The sequence below is a fragment of the Halomonas sabkhae genome (assembly GCF_030409265.1).
In the GTDB taxonomy this organism is placed as follows: domain Bacteria; phylum Pseudomonadota; class Gammaproteobacteria; order Pseudomonadales; family Halomonadaceae; genus Halomonas; species Halomonas halmophila.
On record NZ_JAUFPM010000009.1, the window covers coordinates 1 to 17,426 of the forward strand.

At 66.6% G+C, this 17,426-nt stretch carries 15 protein-coding genes; 5 read left to right on the forward strand and 10 right to left on the reverse strand.

The window, feature by feature from the left end; all coding sequences use genetic code 11:
• Positions 1 to 100: 100 nt before the first annotated feature.
• The gene (gene uvrA / locus QWY79_RS07485; protein ID WP_290271447.1) at positions 101 to 2,962 is read right to left on the reverse strand and encodes an excinuclease ABC subunit UvrA; all 2,862 of its coding nucleotides are present in this window, start codon (positions 2,960 to 2,962) and stop codon (positions 101 to 103) included.
• Between the two features lie 157 nt (positions 2,963 to 3,119).
• Between uvrA and QWY79_RS07490 the strand changes: the two genes are divergently transcribed.
• From QWY79_RS07490 to QWY79_RS07505, 4 genes are all read left to right on the forward strand, one after another.
• The gene (locus QWY79_RS07490) at positions 3,120 to 4,517 is read left to right on the forward strand and encodes an MFS transporter (protein WP_290271449.1); all 1,398 of its coding nucleotides are present in this window, start codon (positions 3,120 to 3,122) and stop codon (positions 4,515 to 4,517) included.
• Between the two features lie 92 nt (positions 4,518 to 4,609).
• Positions 4,610 to 5,182, forward strand: a complete 573-nt coding sequence (locus tag QWY79_RS07495) for a single-stranded DNA-binding protein (RefSeq protein ID WP_141320944.1) — start codon at positions 4,610 to 4,612, stop codon at positions 5,180 to 5,182.
• A 176-nt stretch (positions 5,183 to 5,358) separates the two neighbouring features.
• A complete protein-coding gene (locus QWY79_RS07500) occupies positions 5,359 to 6,252 on the forward strand; it encodes a sugar nucleotide-binding protein (RefSeq protein ID WP_290271454.1) in 894 nt (297 codons plus the stop codon).
• A complete protein-coding gene (locus QWY79_RS07505) occupies positions 6,249 to 6,980 on the forward strand; it encodes a lysophospholipid acyltransferase family protein (RefSeq protein ID WP_290271457.1) in 732 nt (243 codons plus the stop codon). The genes QWY79_RS07500 and QWY79_RS07505 overlap by 4 nt, the downstream gene beginning before the upstream one ends.
• Before the next feature lie 91 nt (positions 6,981 to 7,071).
• Here QWY79_RS07505 and fabB read toward each other — a convergent pair whose 3' ends face one another.
• Complete coding sequence (fabB, locus tag QWY79_RS07510; RefSeq protein ID WP_290271458.1) at positions 7,072 to 8,286, reverse strand: beta-ketoacyl-ACP synthase I; 1,215 nt, start codon at positions 8,284 to 8,286, stop codon at positions 7,072 to 7,074.
• Positions 8,287 to 8,299: 13 nt separating this feature from the next.
• Entirely contained in the window at positions 8,300 to 8,815 is a 516-nt protein-coding gene (gene fabA, locus QWY79_RS07515) for a 3-hydroxyacyl-[acyl-carrier-protein] dehydratase FabA (protein WP_141320952.1), read from the reverse strand.
• A 223-nt stretch (positions 8,816 to 9,038) separates the two neighbouring features.
• Between fabA and QWY79_RS07520 the strand changes: the two genes are divergently transcribed.
• The gene (locus tag QWY79_RS07520; protein ID WP_290271461.1) at positions 9,039 to 10,835 is read left to right on the forward strand and encodes a putative bifunctional diguanylate cyclase/phosphodiesterase; all 1,797 of its coding nucleotides are present in this window, start codon (positions 9,039 to 9,041) and stop codon (positions 10,833 to 10,835) included.
• Here the strand turns inward: QWY79_RS07520 and QWY79_RS07525 are convergent.
• The 7 genes from QWY79_RS07525 to phrB all read right to left on the reverse strand — a co-directional run bounded on the left by QWY79_RS07525 (position 10,832) and on the right by phrB (position 17,389).
• Entirely contained in the window at positions 10,832 to 11,326 is a 495-nt protein-coding gene (locus QWY79_RS07525; RefSeq protein WP_290271463.1) for a DUF2878 family protein, read from the reverse strand. The two genes, QWY79_RS07520 and QWY79_RS07525, sit on opposite strands and share 4 nt — an antisense overlap.
• Positions 11,323 to 12,591, reverse strand: coding sequence for an SAM-dependent methyltransferase (locus tag QWY79_RS07530; RefSeq protein ID WP_290271465.1), 1,269 nt, complete (start codon positions 12,589 to 12,591; stop codon positions 11,323 to 11,325). The genes QWY79_RS07525 and QWY79_RS07530 overlap by 4 nt, the downstream gene beginning before the upstream one ends.
• Positions 12,588 to 13,352: a DUF1365 domain-containing protein gene (locus QWY79_RS07535; RefSeq protein WP_290271468.1), complete on the reverse strand. Its 765-nt coding sequence runs from the start codon at positions 13,350 to 13,352 to the stop codon at positions 12,588 to 12,590. The genes QWY79_RS07530 and QWY79_RS07535 overlap by 4 nt, the downstream gene beginning before the upstream one ends.
• Positions 13,346 to 14,650, reverse strand: a complete 1,305-nt coding sequence (locus QWY79_RS07540) for an NAD(P)/FAD-dependent oxidoreductase (protein ID WP_290271470.1) — start codon at positions 14,648 to 14,650, stop codon at positions 13,346 to 13,348. The genes QWY79_RS07535 and QWY79_RS07540 overlap by 7 nt, the downstream gene beginning before the upstream one ends.
• Complete coding sequence (locus QWY79_RS07545; protein ID WP_290271472.1) at positions 14,647 to 15,441, reverse strand: SDR family NAD(P)-dependent oxidoreductase; 795 nt, start codon at positions 15,439 to 15,441, stop codon at positions 14,647 to 14,649. The genes QWY79_RS07540 and QWY79_RS07545 overlap by 4 nt, the downstream gene beginning before the upstream one ends.
• 64 nt (positions 15,442 to 15,505) lie before the next feature.
• Positions 15,506 to 15,946: a nuclear transport factor 2 family protein gene (locus QWY79_RS07550; protein ID WP_290271474.1), complete on the reverse strand. Its 441-nt coding sequence runs from the start codon at positions 15,944 to 15,946 to the stop codon at positions 15,506 to 15,508.
• A gap of 30 nt (positions 15,947 to 15,976) precedes the next feature.
• Positions 15,977 to 17,389, reverse strand: coding sequence for a deoxyribodipyrimidine photo-lyase (gene phrB / locus QWY79_RS07555; protein ID WP_290271476.1), 1,413 nt, complete (start codon positions 17,387 to 17,389; stop codon positions 15,977 to 15,979).
• Positions 17,390 to 17,426 lie beyond the last annotated feature (37 nt).

Sequence of the window (17,426 nt, forward strand, 5' to 3'; positions counted from 1 at the left end):
TAGAATCATGACACCTCACCTCGTAGTGTAAAGGGAGGTGTCTACAAAATCGGGGGCATAGCACTTCTTCCTTCTTCCTTCTTCCTTCTTCCTTCTGGCATTACGCCGTTGTTTCCGGCTCGCTTTTGGTTGCCTTGGCGCGTTCGAGCATCGGTTTGAGGAAGCGTCCGGTGTGGGAGGCGTCGTTGCGTGCGACCTGTTCCGGGGTGCCTTCGGCGATGATGCGGCCGCCTCCGGAGCCGCCTTCCGGGCCGAGGTCGATGAGCCAGTCGGCGGTCTTGATGACGTCGAGGTTGTGCTCGATGACCACGATGGTGTTGCCGTGGTCGCGCAGGCGGTGCAGCACGCCGAGCAGCTGGCGGATGTCCTCGAAGTGCAGGCCGGTGGTCGGCTCGTCGAGGATGTACAGCGTCTTGCCGGTATCGCGCTTGGCCAGTTCACGTGCCAGCTTCACGCGTTGCGCCTCGCCGCCGGACAGCGTGGTGGCGCTCTGACCGAGGCGGATGTAGGACAGGCCCACGTCCATCAGGGTCTGCAGGCGCCGGGCAATGGCCGGCACCGGCGAGAAGAATTCCAGGGCTTCCTCGACCGTCATCTCGAGGACCTCGTGAATGCTCTTGCCCTTGTAGGCGATCTCCAGGGTCTCGCGGTTGTAGCGCTTGCCCTTGCACACATCACAGGGCACATAGATGTCCGGCAGGAAGTGCATTTCGACCTTGATCATGCCCTCGCCCTGACAGGCCTCGCAGCGGCCACCCTTGACGTTGAAGGAGAAGCGGCCGGGCTTGTAGCCGCGCGCCCGCGCTTCCTGGGTGCCGGCGAAGAGTTCGCGGATCGGCGTGAAGATGCCGGTATAGGTCGCCGGGTTGGAGCGCGGTGTGCGTCCGATGGGGCTCTGATCGATATCGATGACCTTGTCCAGCTGGTCGAGGCCCTCGATGCGCTCATGAGCCGCCGGGGTGAGTGCCGTGGCGCGGTTGAGCTCGCGGGCGGCGATCGGCATCAGGGTCGAGTTGATCAGCGTCGACTTGCCGGAACCGGAGACACCGGTGACACACACGAAGAGGCCCAGCGGCAGGCTCAGGGTCACGTCCTGCAGGTTGTTGCCGGTAGCGCCGGACAGCACCACCTGCTTCTCCGGGTTGCCGGGGATGCGCCAGGGAGGCACCTCGATGCGTCGCTCGCGGGCCAGGTACTGGCCGGTCAGCGAGTCCGGCGTGGCCATGATCTCGTCCGGGGTGCCCTGGGCGACGATGCGGCCGCCATGCACGCCGGCCCCGGGGCCGATATCCAGCACATGATCGGCGGAACGAATGGCGTCTTCATCATGCTCGACCACGATCACCGTATTGCCCAGATCGCGCAGGCGTTCCAGGGTCTGCAGCAGGCGGCCGTTGTCGCGCTGGTGCAGGCCGATGGAGGGTTCATCGAGGATGTACATGACCCCCACCAGGCCGGCACCGATCTGGCTGGCCAGGCGAATCCGCTGGGCCTCGCCGCCGGAGAGCGTTTCGGCGCTGCGCTCCAGGTTGAGGTAGTCGAGGCCGACGTTGACCAGGAACTCGAGTCGCGCGCGAATCTCGTTGAGGATCTTCTCGGCGATCTCGCCCTTGCGGCCCGGCAGTGCCAGCGCCTTGAAATAGGTCAGCCCCTCGCCGATCGGCAGGCCGACCACATCCGGCAGGGTCTGTCCGTCGATGAAGACGTTGCGCGATTCCTTGCGTAGCCGGCTGCCATGACAGGCCGGGCAGGCCTGGGTCGAGATGTAGCGTGCCAGCTCCTCGCGTACCGAGCTGGACTCGGTTTCCCGGTAGCGGCGCTGCATGTTGGGCAGCACCCCCTCGAAGGGGTGCTCGCGGGTGACCTTGCGCCCGCGGTCATTGACATAGCTGAAGGCGATGGCGTCCTGGCCGCTGCCGTGCAGGATGACCTCCCGCTCGTGGCGGGCCAGGTCCTGCCAGGCCGTCTCCAGCTCGAAGCGGTAATGCGCGGCGACGGCCTGAAGCTGGTTGAAGTAGTAGACGCTACGCCGATCCCAGCCCTTGATGACGCCCTCGGCCAGCGACAGCTCCGGATGGCTGATCAGCTTGTCCGCGGCGAAGAACTGCTGCACGCCCAGGCCATCGCAGGACGAGCAGGCCCCGGCCGGGTTGTTGAACGAGAACATGCGCGGCTCGAGTTCGGCGATGGAATAGCCGCATACCGGGCAGGCGAAACGGGACGAGAAGGCGAGGTCCTCGGCCTCGCCGTCCATGAAGTGGACGATTGCCGTGCCGTCGGCCAGCCCCAGGGCCGTCTCGAAGGACTCGGCGAGGCGCTGCGAGAGCCCGTCCCGCACCTTGATGCGGTCCACCACCACGCTGATGTCGTGTTTCTTGTTCTTGTCCAGCGGCTTGATGTCATCCAGCTCGAGCACCTGGCCGTCGACCATGGCGCGCACGAAGCCCTGGGCGCGCAGTTCGGCGAGCAGCTGCAGGTGCTCGCCCTTGCGGCCGCTGACCACCGGGGCCAGCAGCATCAGCTTGCTGCCCTCGGGCAATGCCAGCACCTGGTCGACCATCTGCGAGATGGTCTGGGCCTCGAGGTCCTCGCCATGCTCGGGGCAGCGCGGCGTGCCGGCACGGGCGAACAGCAGGCGCAGGTAATCGTAGATTTCGGTAATGGTGCCGACAGTCGAGCGCGGGTTGTGGGAAGTGGACTTCTGTTCGATGGAAATGGCCGGTGACAAGCCCTCGATATGGTCGACATCGGGCTTTTCCATCATCGACAGGAACTGCCGGGCATAGGTCGAGAGCGACTCCACATAGCGCCGCTGGCCTTCGGCATAGAGCGTGTCGAAGGCCAGCGATGACTTGCCTGAACCGGATAGGCCGGTTACCACGATTAGCTTGTCTCGCGGCAACTCGACGTCGATTTGCTGGAGGTTGTGGGTGCGCGCACCGCGAACCAGAATCTTGTCCATTCCCACCTCTGCGAGACACGTCAAAAGGACGATTATACGTGGCCGCTCGTGGCCGCGGCAAAGCCTGACCCGCTTTGACTTTCCCCGGGTGGTGGCAAACCGCTAGAATATGCAGTCCATTCAAGGGCGCCAGCCCGTTCACGGAAACGCCACCCCTATGCGAAAGGTCTCTGGACTGCTGTTGGCCTCCGAGCGTCGGGCCATTGTCGGCCTGGCCGGTCTGTATGCCTCGCGAATGCTCGGGCTGTTCATGGTGCTGCCGGTGCTGGCCCTGCATGCCGAGGATCTGCAGGGCGCCACGCCGCTGCTGGTGGGCCTGGCGCTGGGCATCTATGGCCTGACCCAGGCGGCGCTGCAGATCCCCTTTGGTCTGATCTCGGATCGGATCGGGCGCAAGCCGGTCATTGCGGCCGGGCTGTGTCTTTTCATCCTGGGCAGTATCGTCGCCGCCCAGGCCGACAGCATCGGCATGGTCATCGCCGGCCGCTGCCTGCAGGGCAGTGGCGCCGTGGCGGCCGCCATCATGGCCCTGCTGGCCGACCAGACCCGCGAGCAGGTGCGCACGGCGGCCATGGCGACGATCGGCCTGTCGATCGGCGTCGCCTTCGCCGTGGCCATGGTGCTGGGACCGCTGGTCTCGGCCCGTTTCGGCCTCGCGGGCGTGTTCTGGTTCACGGCGGGGCTCTCCACCCTGGGCTTGCTGGTATTGTGGAAGCTGGTGCCTCCGCCGCCCCGGCGCGCGCGCCATCGTGATGTCGGACTCGATCGTGGCCAGCTGAAGCACATCCTGCGCCGTGTCGACCTGTGGCGCATGGACGCCTCGATCTTCGCGCTGCACCTGATCCTGATGGCCATCTTCGTGGCCGTGCCCTTCCGCCTGGTCGAGGCCGGCATCCCGGGCGCCCAGCACGGCTGGGTGTACCTCGGGGTCATGGCGGTGGCCTTCATCTTCATGGTGCCGCTGGTGATCGTGGCCGAGAAGTGGCGCCAGATGAAGCGCATGTGCCTGGGCGCGATCACTGCCATTACCCTGAGCCTGGTGGGGCTCGCCGGCTTCGCCCAGGGCCTTCATGGCCTGCTGCTGTGGCTGCTGGTGTTCTTCATCGCCTTCAATCTGCTCGAGGCGACGCTGCCCTCGCTGCTCAGCAAGCTGGCTCCGGCCGGGGCCAAGGGCACGGCCATGGGACTCTACTCGACCAGCCAGTTTCTGGGCGCCTTTCTGGGCGGCGTGCTGGGGGGCTGGCTGTCCCAGCAGTGGGGGCTTGGCGCGGTATTCGCGGGATGTGCCATGCTGGGTGGAGCCTGGCTGATGTTGATGCTCGGCATGGCACCGCCGCGCCACCTGTCCAGCGAGGTGGTCGCGCTCGACGCACAGCATGACGACGACGCCATGGACACGCTGATGGCCAGGTTCGCCGAGGTGGCGGGCGTGGAAGATGTCATGGTGGTGCCCGAGGAGCGGCTGGCCTATCTCAAGGTCGATCGCCAGCGTCTCGACGAGCAGGCCCTGCAGCGCCTGGTCGCCCGGCCGGGGGAGTCGCAGGACAGCGCTTGAAAGCAGCGGGTCGCGAGGCCCTGACATGATGGCGGTGCCGGTGATCCGGTGCCAAGGAATCCGCAGCATTACGTATTGATAAGGAGTCAACCATGGCCCGTGGCATCAACAAGGTCATTCTCATCGGCAACCTCGGGCAGGACCCTGAGGTGCGCTTCACCCCTTCCGGCACCGCGGTCGCCAACCTCAACCTGGCCACCACGGATACCTGGATGGACCGCCAGAGCGGTCAGCGCCAGGAGCGCACCGAATGGCACCGGGTGGTGATGTTCAACAAGACGGCGGAAATCGCCCAGCAGTATCTGCGCAAGGGCTCCAAGATCTATATCGAAGGCCGCCTGCAGACGCGCAAGTGGCAGGATCAGAACGGTCAGGACCGCTACAGCACCGAGGTCGTCGCCAACGACATGCAGATGCTCGATGGGCGTGGTGATGGCGGCCAGGGCGGCAACTTCGGGGGTGGTCAACCTCAGCAGGGCGGCAACTTCGGCGGCGGGCAGCCGCAACAGGGCGGACAGCAGGCCAACCAGGGCGGGGGACAGCCCCAGCAGCCCCAGCGCGCGCCGCAACAGCCGGCGCCCAACCAGGGCGGCCAGCAGAGCGGCAATTATGGCGCCCCGGACCCCGGCAGCTTCGATGACTTCGATGATGAAATTCCGTTCTAGCCTCCGGCGTCATGGTCTCGCGTTCACGCCTCGTTCTGCCGGGGCGTGATGACCCGGCGGGGCGCGTCGCGCGGCACGCCCCGCAGGCCGCGAAGCTGGTGTAAAATGGTGCCGCTGGAAGCGTCGGTTCGTCGGCATCTCGACGAACGGATGCATCATCGAACATAGGAGCCGTCGTGAAGCTGTTGATTCTGGATGCCGGCCATTGCCTCAGCCTGGCGCTGGCCAGGGAGAGCAACCGGCGCAGCGATGTCGAGCTGGTCATCGAGTCGAGCCTCGCCATCACCCCGCAGAGGCTCGATGATGTGGCGCCGGATGCCCTGATCGTCCCGCCGCTGTCGCGTCCCATCAACGCGGATCCGGCGTCGGTGACGGCGCATGCCGAAGCCGTCGAGGCCTGTCTGGGCCTGTGCCGCCAGCGTGATCTGCCGCTGGTGTGGTGCGTGTCCGACCAGCTTTACGAACAGGGCCATGAAGAGCCCATCGACGAGCATGTCATCCCCGAGCCACGGGATGACGATCTCAGGCGGCTGGTGCAGGCCGGTGACCGGATTCGTGCCGAATTGCCGCGCCACCTGATCGTGCGGCTCGGGCCGCTGTTCGCGCTGGATGGCAGCCATGCCTGGCTGGGCGAAGTGCTGGACGGCCTGATCAGGGGCGAAGAGCAGCGGGCCGCCTCCGATGTGGTCTTCTGTCCCACCTCCTCCGATGCCGTGGCCATGGCCCTGATCGGCATCCTGCAGCAGCAGGGCTGTGGCGCGGATGCCTGGGGCAGCTACCACCTGGCCGGTACGGAACCGGTCAGTGCCTACACCTTCGTCTCGATGGTACGCACTCAGCTGCAGACCCGTCTCGAGGGGCGCGGCGAGAGCGTCGAGCTGGGCGGCGTCAAGGCGCTCAACCATCACCATGACCAGCCACTGCGGCGCGTGCTCAACTGCCGACGCGTACTGGAAGTCTTCGGCGTGCATCAGAAGCCCTGGCGGCTCGAGGTCGGGCGCATGCTGGACCTGTGGTGCCTGGCGAGGGATGAAGCCGATGGTCTGCACAAGGAGCCGGGCAAGGCATGAATGTCGTTCGCAGTACGGTCTTCTATATCGGTTATTTTGCCGCCATGCTCGTGTGTGGCGTGCTCTTCCTGCCGCCGGCGCCTTTCCTGCCGCTGGCCAGCCGCTATCGCCTGCTCAACCTGTACAACCACTTCATCATCGCCTGGTTCCGCCTGGTGTGCGGCGTGCGCTACGAGATTCGCGGCCGCGAGCGCCTGCCCGAGGGCGCCTGTGTGCTGTTGTCGAATCACCAGTGTGAGTGGGAAACGGTCTATCTGCAGTTGCTCAAGCCGCCGGTCTGCACCGTGCTCAAGAAGGAGCTGCTGAATTTTCCGATCTTCGGCTGGGGGCTGCGCCTGCTGCACCCCATTGCCCTGGATCGCTCCAGGCCGTCGCGGGCCATGAAACAGGTGCTGACGCAGGGCAAGCAGCGCCTGGAGGAAGGCCTGTCGGTGCTGATCTTTCCCGAGGGGACGCGCGTCGATCCGGGGCAGCAGCGCCGCTACAACAAGAGTGGCGCCGTGATCGCCTGTCGCGCGGGCGTGCCAGTGGTGCCGGTGGCGCACAATGCCGGGGAACGCTGGCCCGGGCGTCACTGGGTCAAGCAGCCGGGGCGCCTGACCCTGGTGGTCGGGGAGCCCATCGAGACGGCGGGGCGCAGTGCGGAAGAGGTGCTGGCGGAGACCGAGGCCTGGATCGAGGCGCAGCTGAGCGAGATTTCCGACGTGCCGCGTCCGACCTCGGCCTGATCGGAAGCATCCGCCGCGGCGGGCCGGCGGCCATCAAAAAAGGCGCCCTGTGAGGGGCGCCTTGGCGTTGCGGGCCGGCCGTGGCCGACCCTCAGTCGCGGTACTTTTCCAGCACCAGGCAGGCATTGGTGCCGCCGAACCCGAAGCTGTTGGACAGCACGCGCTCCACCGCCGTATCACGCCGCTCGGTGACGATATCGAAGCCCGCCGCCTGCTCGTCGAGGTTCTCGACATTGGCGGAGGCCGCGATGAAGTCGTGGTTCATCATCAGCAGCGAGTAGATGGTTTCCTGGACCCCGGTCGCGCCCAGCGAATGGCCGGTCAGCGACTTGGTCGAACTCATCGCCGGCGTCTCATCGCCGAACACTTCACGCACGGCCTTGAGCTCCGCCACATCTCCCACGGGCGTGGACGTGCCGTGGGTGTTGATGTAGTCGACGCCGCCATCCACCGTGGCCAGGGCCTGGCGCATGCAGCGGGCGGCACCCTCGCCGGAGGGCGCGACCATGTCGTAGCCGTCGGAGGTGGCGCCGTATCCGACCAGTTCGCCATAGATCCGGGCGCCGCGCGCTCGGGCGTGCTCGAGCTCCTCGAGTACCAGCATGCCGCCGCCGCCGGCGATGATGAAACCGTCGCGGGCCTGGTCATAGGGACGCGAGGCCTTGTCGGGCGCGTCGTTGTACTGGGTGGAGAGGGCGCCCATGGCGTCGAACAGGCAGGACAGGGTCCAGTGTTCCTCCTCGCCGCCGCCGGCGAAGACCACGTCCTGCTTGCCGAGCTGGATCTGTTCCATGGCGCTGCCAATGCAGTGCGCCGAGGTGGCGCAGGCCGAGGAAATCGAGTAATTGACGCCCTTGATCTCGAAGGGGGTGGCCAGGCACGCCGAGACCGTACTGCCCATGGTCCGGGTGACCCGATAGGGGCCGACACGGCGCAGGCCCTTGTCGCGCATGACGTCCGCCGCCTCGACCTGGTTGGCGCTCGAGGCGCCACCCGAGCCGGCGATCAGGCCGGTACGCTCGTTGGAGACCTGCTCCGGCGTCAGGCCCGAATCCTTGATGGCCTGCTCCATGGAGACATAGGCATAGGCCGCGGCGTCGCCCATGAAGCGCTTGAGCTTGCGGTCGACCACGGCATCCAGGTCGATATCGACCACGCCGGCGACCTGACTGCGAAAGCCGCGCTCGGCATAGTCTTCCTTGAAGCGAATGCCTGACCGCCCTTGGCGCAGTGCCTCGAGTACCTGTTGTGCGTCGTTACCCAGGCAGGAAACGATGCCCAGGCCGGTGACTACCACTCGTCGCATGGGAGCCTCCTGTTCAGAAATTCGCAGTGGAGGTGAAAAGACCGACACGAAGGTCATTGGCCTGATAGATGTCGCGGCCATCCACGGACACGGTTCCGTCGGCCATGCCCAGTATCAGGCGCCGGGTGATGATGCGCTTGATATTGATATGGTACTTGACCTTCTTGGCCTCGGGCAGGATCTGGCCAGTAAACTTGACCTCGCCACAGCCCAGCGCGCGTCCCCGGCCGGGGTAGCCCATCCAGCCCAGATAGAAGCCGACCAGCTGCCACATGGCATCCAGGCCGAGACAGCCGGGCATGACCGGGTCACCGGGGAAATGGCAGTCGAAGAACCAGAGGTCCGGATGGATATCCAGCTCGGCGATCAGTTCGCCCTTGCCGTGTTCGCCACCCTCTTCATGGATGTGCGTGATGCGATCGAGCATCAGCATGTTGGGTGCCGGCAGTTGGGCGTTGCCGGGGCCGAAAAGTTCGCCACGGCTGCATGCCAGCAGTGCTTCGCGATCAAAGGAATGTTGCTTGGTCACTGAGTCGTTCCGAGAGTCGAGATTACTGTATGCCGTGTCACGGCATGCGACCGCCAGGCGGTACTGCCTAGTCTACTGTTCGCGTTCGTCGAATGCACGTCGCGTCGACATTGAGCATTCCACACTGCCTTGAAGTAAAGTGTTAAATCCAGTCTTGTCGACTCTAGCATGCCATGCTGGCATGCAGGAGACGACTCTCACCCCACTCTCGGTACCCTTGACCATGTGGCCCGTATTCCGCCTCGATCGCCCCCTCTTCTGGATCACCCTGGTGGCGCTGTGCTCGGCCCCCTGGGTCGACATGCTGGGCTGGCGGCTCATGGCCTATTGCCTGCTGGCGCTGAGCCTCCACCAGGCCTGGCGCCAGTGGCGCGACTGGCAATGGCGCGATGCCTCCCAGCGCGAAGCCCTGGCGATGATTCCCGAAGGGGTGATCGTCACCGATGCCGATTTCCGCATCGTGAACGTCAACCCGGCATTCACGCGCGCCTCCGGCTATGCGCCGGCCGATGTGCGTGGCCTGAATGCCACCACACTGGCAGCACCGCGGCATGACGCGGCCTTCTTCGAGAGCCTGTGGCAGACCGTGCATGCCACCGGCATCTGGGAGGGCGAGATCTGGCAGCGGCGCAAGCAGGGGGGCGAGTACCCCGAATGGTTGAAGGTGCAGCCGGTGCAGGACCGCCATGGCCATATCCAGCACTATGTGTGCGTGCTGTCTGATATCGCCGGCCACGCCTCGAGCGAACGCGATCTCAGGCGCATCGGCTTTGAAGACCCGTTGACCGGGTTGCCCAACCGGCGACGCCTGCACGAACTGCTGGGCTCGCGGCTGCGCCACATGACCCCCGGGGAAAAACTGGACCTGGCCGTGATCGACGTCGATGGCTTTCGGGCCATCAATGAAGGTCTGGGCAGCGAGTTGAGTGATCGTTTGCTGGTGCTCATCGGCCGGCGTCTCAACGAGTTCGTGCCGGGAGGCAACGTCGGGCGCCTGGGGGGCAACCAGTTTCTGGTCCTGCGTCCCTCCTCGGGGCAGGATCACGCAGACTGGGTGGCGCGCCTGCAGCACTGGATGGCGGCGCCCTTCGAATTGCCGGGCCATGTGCTGCGGCTGGGCGTGACCATCGGCAGCTGTCAGGCGCCGGAGGATGGCCTGGTGGCCAGTGCGCTCTTCCAGCGCCTCGAGTCGGCCCTGTTCCATGCCAAGCGCAATGGACGCAACCATGCCCTGCGCTACTGTCCCAGTCAGGACCGTCGCAGTCGGCCGGCGTTGGGCCTGCTCAACGACCTGCGCAGCGCGCTGGCGAATGGCGGGCAGCTGGAACTGTATTATCAGCCCCAGTACCGCATGCGCGATAATGCCATGACCGGCCTGGAAGCCCTGCTGCGCTGGCGGCATCCCCAGGAGGGACTGATCCTGCCCGCCGACTTCATTCCCCTGGCCGAGTGTCATGGGCTGATGGCGTCACTGGGTAACTGGGTCATCGACCAGACGCTGGCGCAGATGGCCGACTGGCGAGATCGGGGCAGGCTCGAGGTGCCGGTGTGGATCAATATCTCCGCGGTGCAGCTCTTCCAGGGCGATGTGGAGGCCGCCCTGCAGGCGGGGCTGGCGCGCCATCGTCTCGATGCCCGTTTGCTCGGGCTGGAATTGACCGAGACGGCCCTGCTGGATGAGCGTGCCGGTGACATCTCGCCCCGGCTCGAGGCGCTGCGCGAACGCGGCCACCCGGTGGCGCTGGATGACTTCGGCACCGGCTACTCCTCGCTGGGCTACCTCACACGACTGCCGCTGGACAAGTTGAAGCTCGACCGCACCTTCGTCGAGGCCCTGCCGGGCGATCGCGCCAATGCCGCCATCGTCAGTGCGGTGCTGGCCATGGCCAGGGGGCTGTCCCTTGCGGTCGTCGCCGAGGGAGTCGAGACCCCGGCGCAGCGTGACTTTCTGCGCGAGGCAGGCTGCGACGAGGTGCAGGGGTTCTTGTATGCGCCGCCGCTGGTGGCCGCCGACATTTAAGGCTGCGGCTCATATGGGTGGCGCCGGGCGAGCGCGTAGCAGACGAGCAGCCAGACCACGGCCTCGACCGGGATCAGCCACGGCGCGAGGGCCACGTCGGCCAGCCTGGCGCCGCTGAAATAGGACAGCCCACCACCACAGGCGCCGCCCAGCATGGCCAGGCGCGGGTAGTGCCACAGCCAGGCCAGCCCGTGGCGGATGGTGCTGGCGAACAGCGGCCACAGCAACCACAGCCACAGGGGCAGCGGCCCGAGGTGCCAGCCGGTGTCAGCGAAATGAAACCCGCCGGCGAGTGTCAGGCCGCCATCGACGAGCAGGCCGAGCCCCGCGAACCCGGCCAGCAAGCGCCACTCACCGGGCAGGGCCAGCCAGCGCAGGTGGGCGCTCAGCAGCACGAGCGTCGCGAGCAGCCCGGCCAGGCTGCCGCCCAGCACACACACCAGCCAGCCCAGTTGAAAACCCGCCAGGTTGGCCAGCACACGCCAGTTCACGGCGCCCCCGTCATGGGAGCCGGACGGGCCCCGGGCTTGGCCATCAACAGCTGGCAGGTGCCGATGGTGCGCTCCAGGAAGCCCCCCTCGCAGTAGCCCAGATAGTAGCGCCACATGCGGATGAAGCGCTCGTCATAGCCCAGGCGACGCACCGTGTCGAGATTGTCCTCGAAGCGCTGGCGCCACTCGCGCAGCGTGCGGGCATAGTGCAGGCCGATCTCGTCCAGCGCGATCAGGTTCAGGGAGGTGCGTCGCGTCAGGCCCTCGAGGATGGCGTGGTGCGACGGCAGGAAGCCTCCGGGGAAGATGTAGCGCTTGATGAAATCCATCTCGCGGCTGGCGGCCTTGAAGCGCTGGTCGCGGATGGTGATGGCCTGCAGCATGGCCAGGCCATCATCCGTCAGCAGACGGTCCAGGGTGGCCAGGTAGGTCCCCAGGTACTGGTGGCCGACTGCCTCGATCATCTCCACCGAGACCAGGCGGTCATAACGCCCGGTGAGTTCCCGGTAGTCCTGCTTGAGCAGCGTGACCCGTTCCGTCAGGCCCTCCTCGGCCAGCCGGCGTGCCGTGTGGGCATATTGCTCGTCGGAGATGGTGGTGGTCGTGACCCGACAGCCCCGCGTCTGGGCGGCATGAATGGCCAGGCCGCCCCAGCCGGTACCGATCTCCAGCAGGTGGTGATGGGGCTGGACGTCCAACTTGTCGAGCAGCAGGTCGAGCTTGTGCGTCGAGGCGACCTCCAGGCTGGCCTCGGGGTGCGGGAAGACCGCGCTCGAGTACATCCAGTGATGGTGATCCAGGAAGGTCGCGAAGAGGGCGTTGCCGATATCGTAATGGGCGGCGATGTGGCGCTTCGAACCGCCCGGGGTGTTGCGCCGCACGCCATTGGCGACGCTCAGCAACCAGCGTGCCAGCGACGCCATGCCACCCTCCATGTCGCGATTGACGCGTTCCAGGTTGGCCGCCAGCAGGCGAACCAGGGCCACCAGGTCATCGGTGTCCCAGTCGCCGTCCATGTAGGCTTCCGCGGCCCCGACCGTGCCGCCCAGCGCGAAGCGTCGCCAGGCGCGCGGGTGGTGGATGTAGAGGGTGACGCAGCGCTCGCCGCCCTGGCCCAGCGACTGCCGGGCGGACTCCTCGACGAGTGTCAGCCGGCCGCCTTCGAGGCGCGCGAGCTGGGATATCAGGCGGGCGCGGCACCAGCGTGAAAAGCGGTCTTCCTTGCCCGACAGACGGGGAGTTTCAAGGGAGTGGGGGGCATTCACGGGGGTGTCTCCTCATGCCGGGAACGGGGATACCAGGGAAGGCGCTTGAACCACAGGCGCAGCGCTTCGTAGTGGATGCCGGCCAGTGTCTTGAGTGGCATCAGCGGGTGCCGCGCCAGGGTGGCAAGCAGGGCACGGGGTGTCGCCGGGCGTCCGCTCAGCCACAGCGAGGCGTCGAAGTGGCGGCGGCCGTCCCGGACGACATCCATGTGCAGGTTGAGCGCCTCGCCGGGCGTGTTGAAGCGCCACTGATACTGCATGTCCATGGGCAGAAAGGGCGAGACATGCATGGCCTTGTCGAAGACGGCGCGATGGCCATGGCGCTCAGGGTCCACCCGACAGGCGTAGTGAGTGCGTTCACGCCAGGGGGTGTTGGTGACCTCGCCGAGCACGGCCCGCAGCTTGTCGTCGGTATCGAAGGCGTAATACAGCGAGATCGGGTTGAAGCCTGCTCCCAGGGTGCGCAGCTGGGTCAGCAGGCAGATGCGCCCGGCGGGTGCCGAGCCGAGCTGGCGCTGCAGTTCGTCGCACACGGCCTGCTTCAGCGACGGCGTCTGCGGGCTCAGATAGTCCTCGCGGCGGAAGCGCACCAGTGCCGGACGGCGTGCACTGAAGCCCGGCACGCCATCGAAGAGCTCGGGCAGCTCGTCCAGGTCGAGCCAGGCCATCCACACCCGGTAGCGGAAGGCATGGTGCCGGGGCGTGAAGCGACGGTGCTGCAACCAGCCCCGATACAGGCGTGAGCGAGGCGCGGTCAGCATGCGGGCTCTCCCAGCGATGGCTCGTCGACCCCCAGCGCCCGGGCCACGCGCAGGGCGCTCCAGACACCGTCCTCGTGAAAACCGTTGCGCCAGTAGGCGCCGCAGAAGTGGGTACGCCGGCCGGCGCGCGAAATCTCGCCATGACGCTGCTGGGCGAGCTGGCCCGCCAGCGTGAAACGAGGGTGCGCATAGGTATAGCGTCCCAGCACCGTCTCGGCGGCGATGGCGTCGTCATCGTTGAGGGTCACGCACAGGGTCCGTGATGCCTCGAGACGCTGCAGGATATTCATGTTGTAGGTGACCGAGGCGCGTGCATGGCCGCCGCGGCCATCCAGGCGGTAATTCCAGCTGGCCCAGGCGCGGCGCCGGCGCGGCAGGAGTCGGGTATCGGTATGCAGCACCACGCTGTTGTCCTGATAGGGCATGGCGCCGAGGATGGCGCGCTCGTCGGGGCTGGCGTCCTCCAGCAGATCCAGCGCCTGGTCGGCATGACAGGCCAGCACGACCTGGTCGAAATACTGGTTGCCCTCGGAGGTGCGCAGTTGCACCCGGTCGGCGTGGCGGCGGATGCCCAGCACCGGCGTGTCTCGCTGGATGCGCTCGGCATAGGGGGCGGTCAAGGCCGGGATATAGGCGCGCGAGCCACCGACGACGGTGTACCACTGCGGGCGGTTGTGCACCGACAGCAGGCCGTGATGATGGAAGAAGCGCACGAACAGGCACAGCGGAAAGGCGCGCAGGTCCTCGATGCTGGCCGACCAGATGGCCGCCCCCATGGGCAGCAGGTAGCGCTGCTGGAAGAGCGTGCCATAGCCTTGTTCATCGAGGTATTCGCCGAGCGTGATGTCTTCCGCCAGGCGTTCTTCGAGCAGGTCGCGTGTCGCTTCGCGGTTGAAGCGCAGGATATCGCGCAGCAGGCCGAGGAAGGACGGCCTGAACAGGTTGCGCCGCTGGGCGAAGAGCGAGGCCAGAGTGTGGCCGTTGTACTCGAAGTCGCGCTGGGTCTCGTGAACCGAGAAGCTCATCTCGGTGGGCTGAATCGCCACGTCCAGGGCGTTCAGCAAGCGCTGAAAGTGTGGATAGGTGCGATCATTGAAGACGATGAAGCCGGTATCGATGGCGTGCTGCTGCCCATCGAGCGTGATGTCCATGGTGGCCGTGTGGCCACCCAGTCGGGCATTGGCCTCGAACAGCGTGACCGAATGGCGTCGTGACAGGTACCAGGCAGCGGCCATGCCGGCAATGCCGCTGCCGACCACGGCGATACGCTGCTCGGCGCGAGAGGCGGCGGGCATCATCCGTCGGACTCTCCCGCTGTTTCCCGGCGGGCCAGTCGGCGACCCAGGCGGAAGCGCAGCGCCGGCGGCAGGCTGCCCAGCAGCTTCAGCAGCCAGGTGAAGCGGCGCGGGAAATGAATATCCAGACGCCGGGCGTCGAGGCCGCGCAGGATGGCCGCGGCGGCGGTCTCGGTGTCGACCCGCATGGGCATGGCAAAGTCGTTGCGATCGGTCAGCGGTGTCTTCACGAAGCCGGGGTGAATGATGCTGACGTCGATGCCTTCCTGATCCAGGTCGAGACGCAGCGACTCCAGGAAGTGGCTCAGGGCCGCCTTGGACGCGCCATAGGCCTCGGCACGCGGCAAGGGCAGGTAGGCCGCGGCGCTGGAAGTCGCGGCCAGCAGGGGGCGGCCGCCGCCGGCGCCCGAACGTCGCAGCAGCGGTAGTGCGGCTTCGATGCCGTAGAGGGTACCGGTGAAGTTGGTCGTGAAGACGCGTTCGACCAGCACCGTATCGAACCGCCGGGCATCCAGGTATTCGCAGGTGCCGGCATTGAAGATCGCCATGTCCAGGCCGCCGAACGCCGCCTCGATATCCTCGGCGACGCCGAGCACCGCGCCGCGGTCGGTCATGTCGACCGGCAGTACCAGGGCATTGGGATGGCCATCGGCCAACTCCGAAAGCTCGGCATGACGGCGTGCGCTGAGGGCGACACGATGCCCCTGGTCGAGCAGTCGTTCGGCCAGGGCGAGGCCGATCCCGGAGGTGGCTCCGGTCAACCAGATGCGTTGCGTCGCTTGCAGTGAACCCATCGTCGTCTCCTGAGGCGGGCGCCTTCGGTGGTTTACCGGATACGTGGCATGACCGGCCCGGGTTTCAGTCCGCAGCGCGCTGCCTGATACGGCGGATGAGGCGGCCCAGGACGGGGAGCCGTTCGTAGAGCAGCTCGCCGGCATCGAAGTAATCGCGATGCTCGCAGACCCGGTCGCTGCCATCCGCCGCAAAGGTCAGATGCGAGCAGCCCTCGACCGTGAAGGACCGCCCGCCGGCCAGCCGGGGATGTGCCAGTGACAGCGTCCAGGTCACGAAGGCCTGATGCTGGTGCCGCTGCCCGTCATGGAAGGTGAAGCGGCACTCTGTGACATTCTTGTACATGGCATCGAAATATTCCTTGAGCGCCGTGACTCCCTCGACATGGTGGAGCGGGTCGCGAAACCGGATGTCTTCAGTGTAAATCTCGTACAGCCTCTCTGTACAATTCTTGTCTAGCTGATGATAGACATCACAGAAACGGGCCAGGGATTCATCCTGCAGCATGGTGTCCCTCCCTGCTCGGCCCGGACGGCCTCATGGCGTCAGGCCCTTGAAGGCTTCCAGTGCCCGCGCCCGGGCCGCACGGTGTTCGACGACGGGGGCGGGATAGCCCGTGGCCTGGCGCTGCCAGGCCGAGGGCTCATGCAGCGACCCGGTGGGCAGCTCGGCCAGTTCCGGTAGCCAGTGGCGGATGAAGCGCCCGTCCGGGTCGAAGCGTTGCGACTGGGTGGTCGGGTTGAAGATGCGAAAGTAGGGCACGGCATCGGTCCCCGTGGAGGCGGCCCACTGCCAGCCGCCGTTGTTGGCGGCAAACTCGCCGTCCACCAGGTGCTCGAGGAAGAAGGCTTCGCCGCGGCGCCAGTCGATCAGCAGGTGCTTGGCGAGAAACATGGCCGTGACCATGCGCAGGCGGTTGTGCATCCAGCCGGTGTGGCGCAGCTGGCGCATGGCGGCATCGACCAGCGGATAACCGGTGCGTCCTTCCTGCCAGGCGGCCAGGCCCGCCGCATCATCCCGCCAGGGCAGGGCCTCGGTGTGTGGCTGGAAGGCGTAGTGGCGGCAGACGTCCGGGAAGCCGACCACCACGTGCTGGTAGAACTCGCGCCACACCAGTTCGCTGACCCAGGCGGTGAGGCCGGCATCACCCTCGGCCAGGTGGCCGCCATTCTCGGCGAGCACCGCCTGCATGCACTGGCGGTACGACAGCATGCCCAGTGCCAGGTAGGGAGACAGGCTGCTGGTGCCGGCCACGGCCGGGAAGTCGCGCTGCTCGACATAGTGATGGCCGCGGAAGCGCAGGAAGCGTTCCAGCCGGTCGGCGGCGGCTTCTTCGCCGGCCGGCCAGGCCTCGGGCGCCGCCGGGATACCCGCCAGTGTCGGCGGCTCGGGCGCCGGGTCGGGTGGCACGGGCGACTCGTGCTGGGGCCGGGGGGCGTCGTGCAGTGTCAGCCGCTCGCCGCTCAGCTGGCGGTGCCAGGCCTTGGCGAAGGGGGTGAAGACCTTGTAATAGTCTCCGCCACCGGTGAGCAGCTCGCCCGGGGCATAGGCGATGGCGTCATGGTGGCCGATCGCCGTCAGGCCGGCCTCGTCGAAGGTCCGAGTGACCTCGGCATCGCGGCGCGCTTCGTTCCATGGATATTCACGGTTGAAATGCAGCCGGGTGGCGCCGGTCTCGCGCGCGATGTCCAGCAAGGCGGCCGGCGCGGCCGCGAAGTCGTCGATATCGCGATGCAGCAACGGAATGTTCAGGCCCTGCAGTGTCTCGCGCAGGGCGAGCAGGCCGCGGTGCCAGAAGTCGAGCTTGTTGGCGCCGTGGCCATGCCGACGCCATTGTGGCGTGCTGCGCAGGAAGACGGCCACGACCGGCCCCTCGGCGGCGGCCCGGGACAGGGCGGTGTTGTCGTGGACCCGCAGGTCGCTGCGAAACCAGATGAGGCGCGGGGTCATGCGTGCTCCCGGTGGCGGTCGTTTGGCTGGCGAAGCG

Excerpts from the sequence above, each read along its gene's own strand:
- QWY79_RS07520 (WP_290271461.1), top strand. The coding sequence starts at position 9,039 with ATGTGGCCCGTATTCCGCCTCGATCGCCCCCTCTTCTGGATCACCCTG.
- fabB (WP_290271458.1), bottom strand. The coding sequence starts at position 8,286 with ATGCGACGAGTGGTAGTCACCGGCCTGGGCATCGTTTCCTGCCTGGGT.
- QWY79_RS07490 (WP_290271449.1), top strand. The coding sequence starts at position 3,120 with ATGCGAAAGGTCTCTGGACTGCTGTTGGCCTCCGAGCGTCGGGCCATT.
- QWY79_RS07505 (WP_290271457.1), top strand. The coding sequence starts at position 6,249 with ATGAATGTCGTTCGCAGTACGGTCTTCTATATCGGTTATTTTGCCGCC.
- phrB (WP_290271476.1), bottom strand. The coding sequence starts at position 17,389 with ATGACCCCGCGCCTCATCTGGTTTCGCAGCGACCTGCGGGTCCACGAC.
- QWY79_RS07540 (WP_290271470.1), bottom strand. The coding sequence starts at position 14,650 with ATGATGCCCGCCGCCTCTCGCGCCGAGCAGCGTATCGCCGTGGTCGGC.
- QWY79_RS07550 (WP_290271474.1), bottom strand. The coding sequence starts at position 15,946 with ATGCTGCAGGATGAATCCCTGGCCCGTTTCTGTGATGTCTATCATCAG.
- QWY79_RS07545 (WP_290271472.1), bottom strand. The coding sequence starts at position 15,441 with ATGGGTTCACTGCAAGCGACGCAACGCATCTGGTTGACCGGAGCCACC.
- QWY79_RS07535 (WP_290271468.1), bottom strand. The coding sequence starts at position 13,352 with ATGCTGACCGCGCCTCGCTCACGCCTGTATCGGGGCTGGTTGCAGCAC.
- uvrA (WP_290271447.1), bottom strand. The coding sequence starts at position 2,962 with ATGGACAAGATTCTGGTTCGCGGTGCGCGCACCCACAACCTCCAGCAA.
- QWY79_RS07495 (WP_141320944.1), top strand. The coding sequence starts at position 4,610 with ATGGCCCGTGGCATCAACAAGGTCATTCTCATCGGCAACCTCGGGCAG.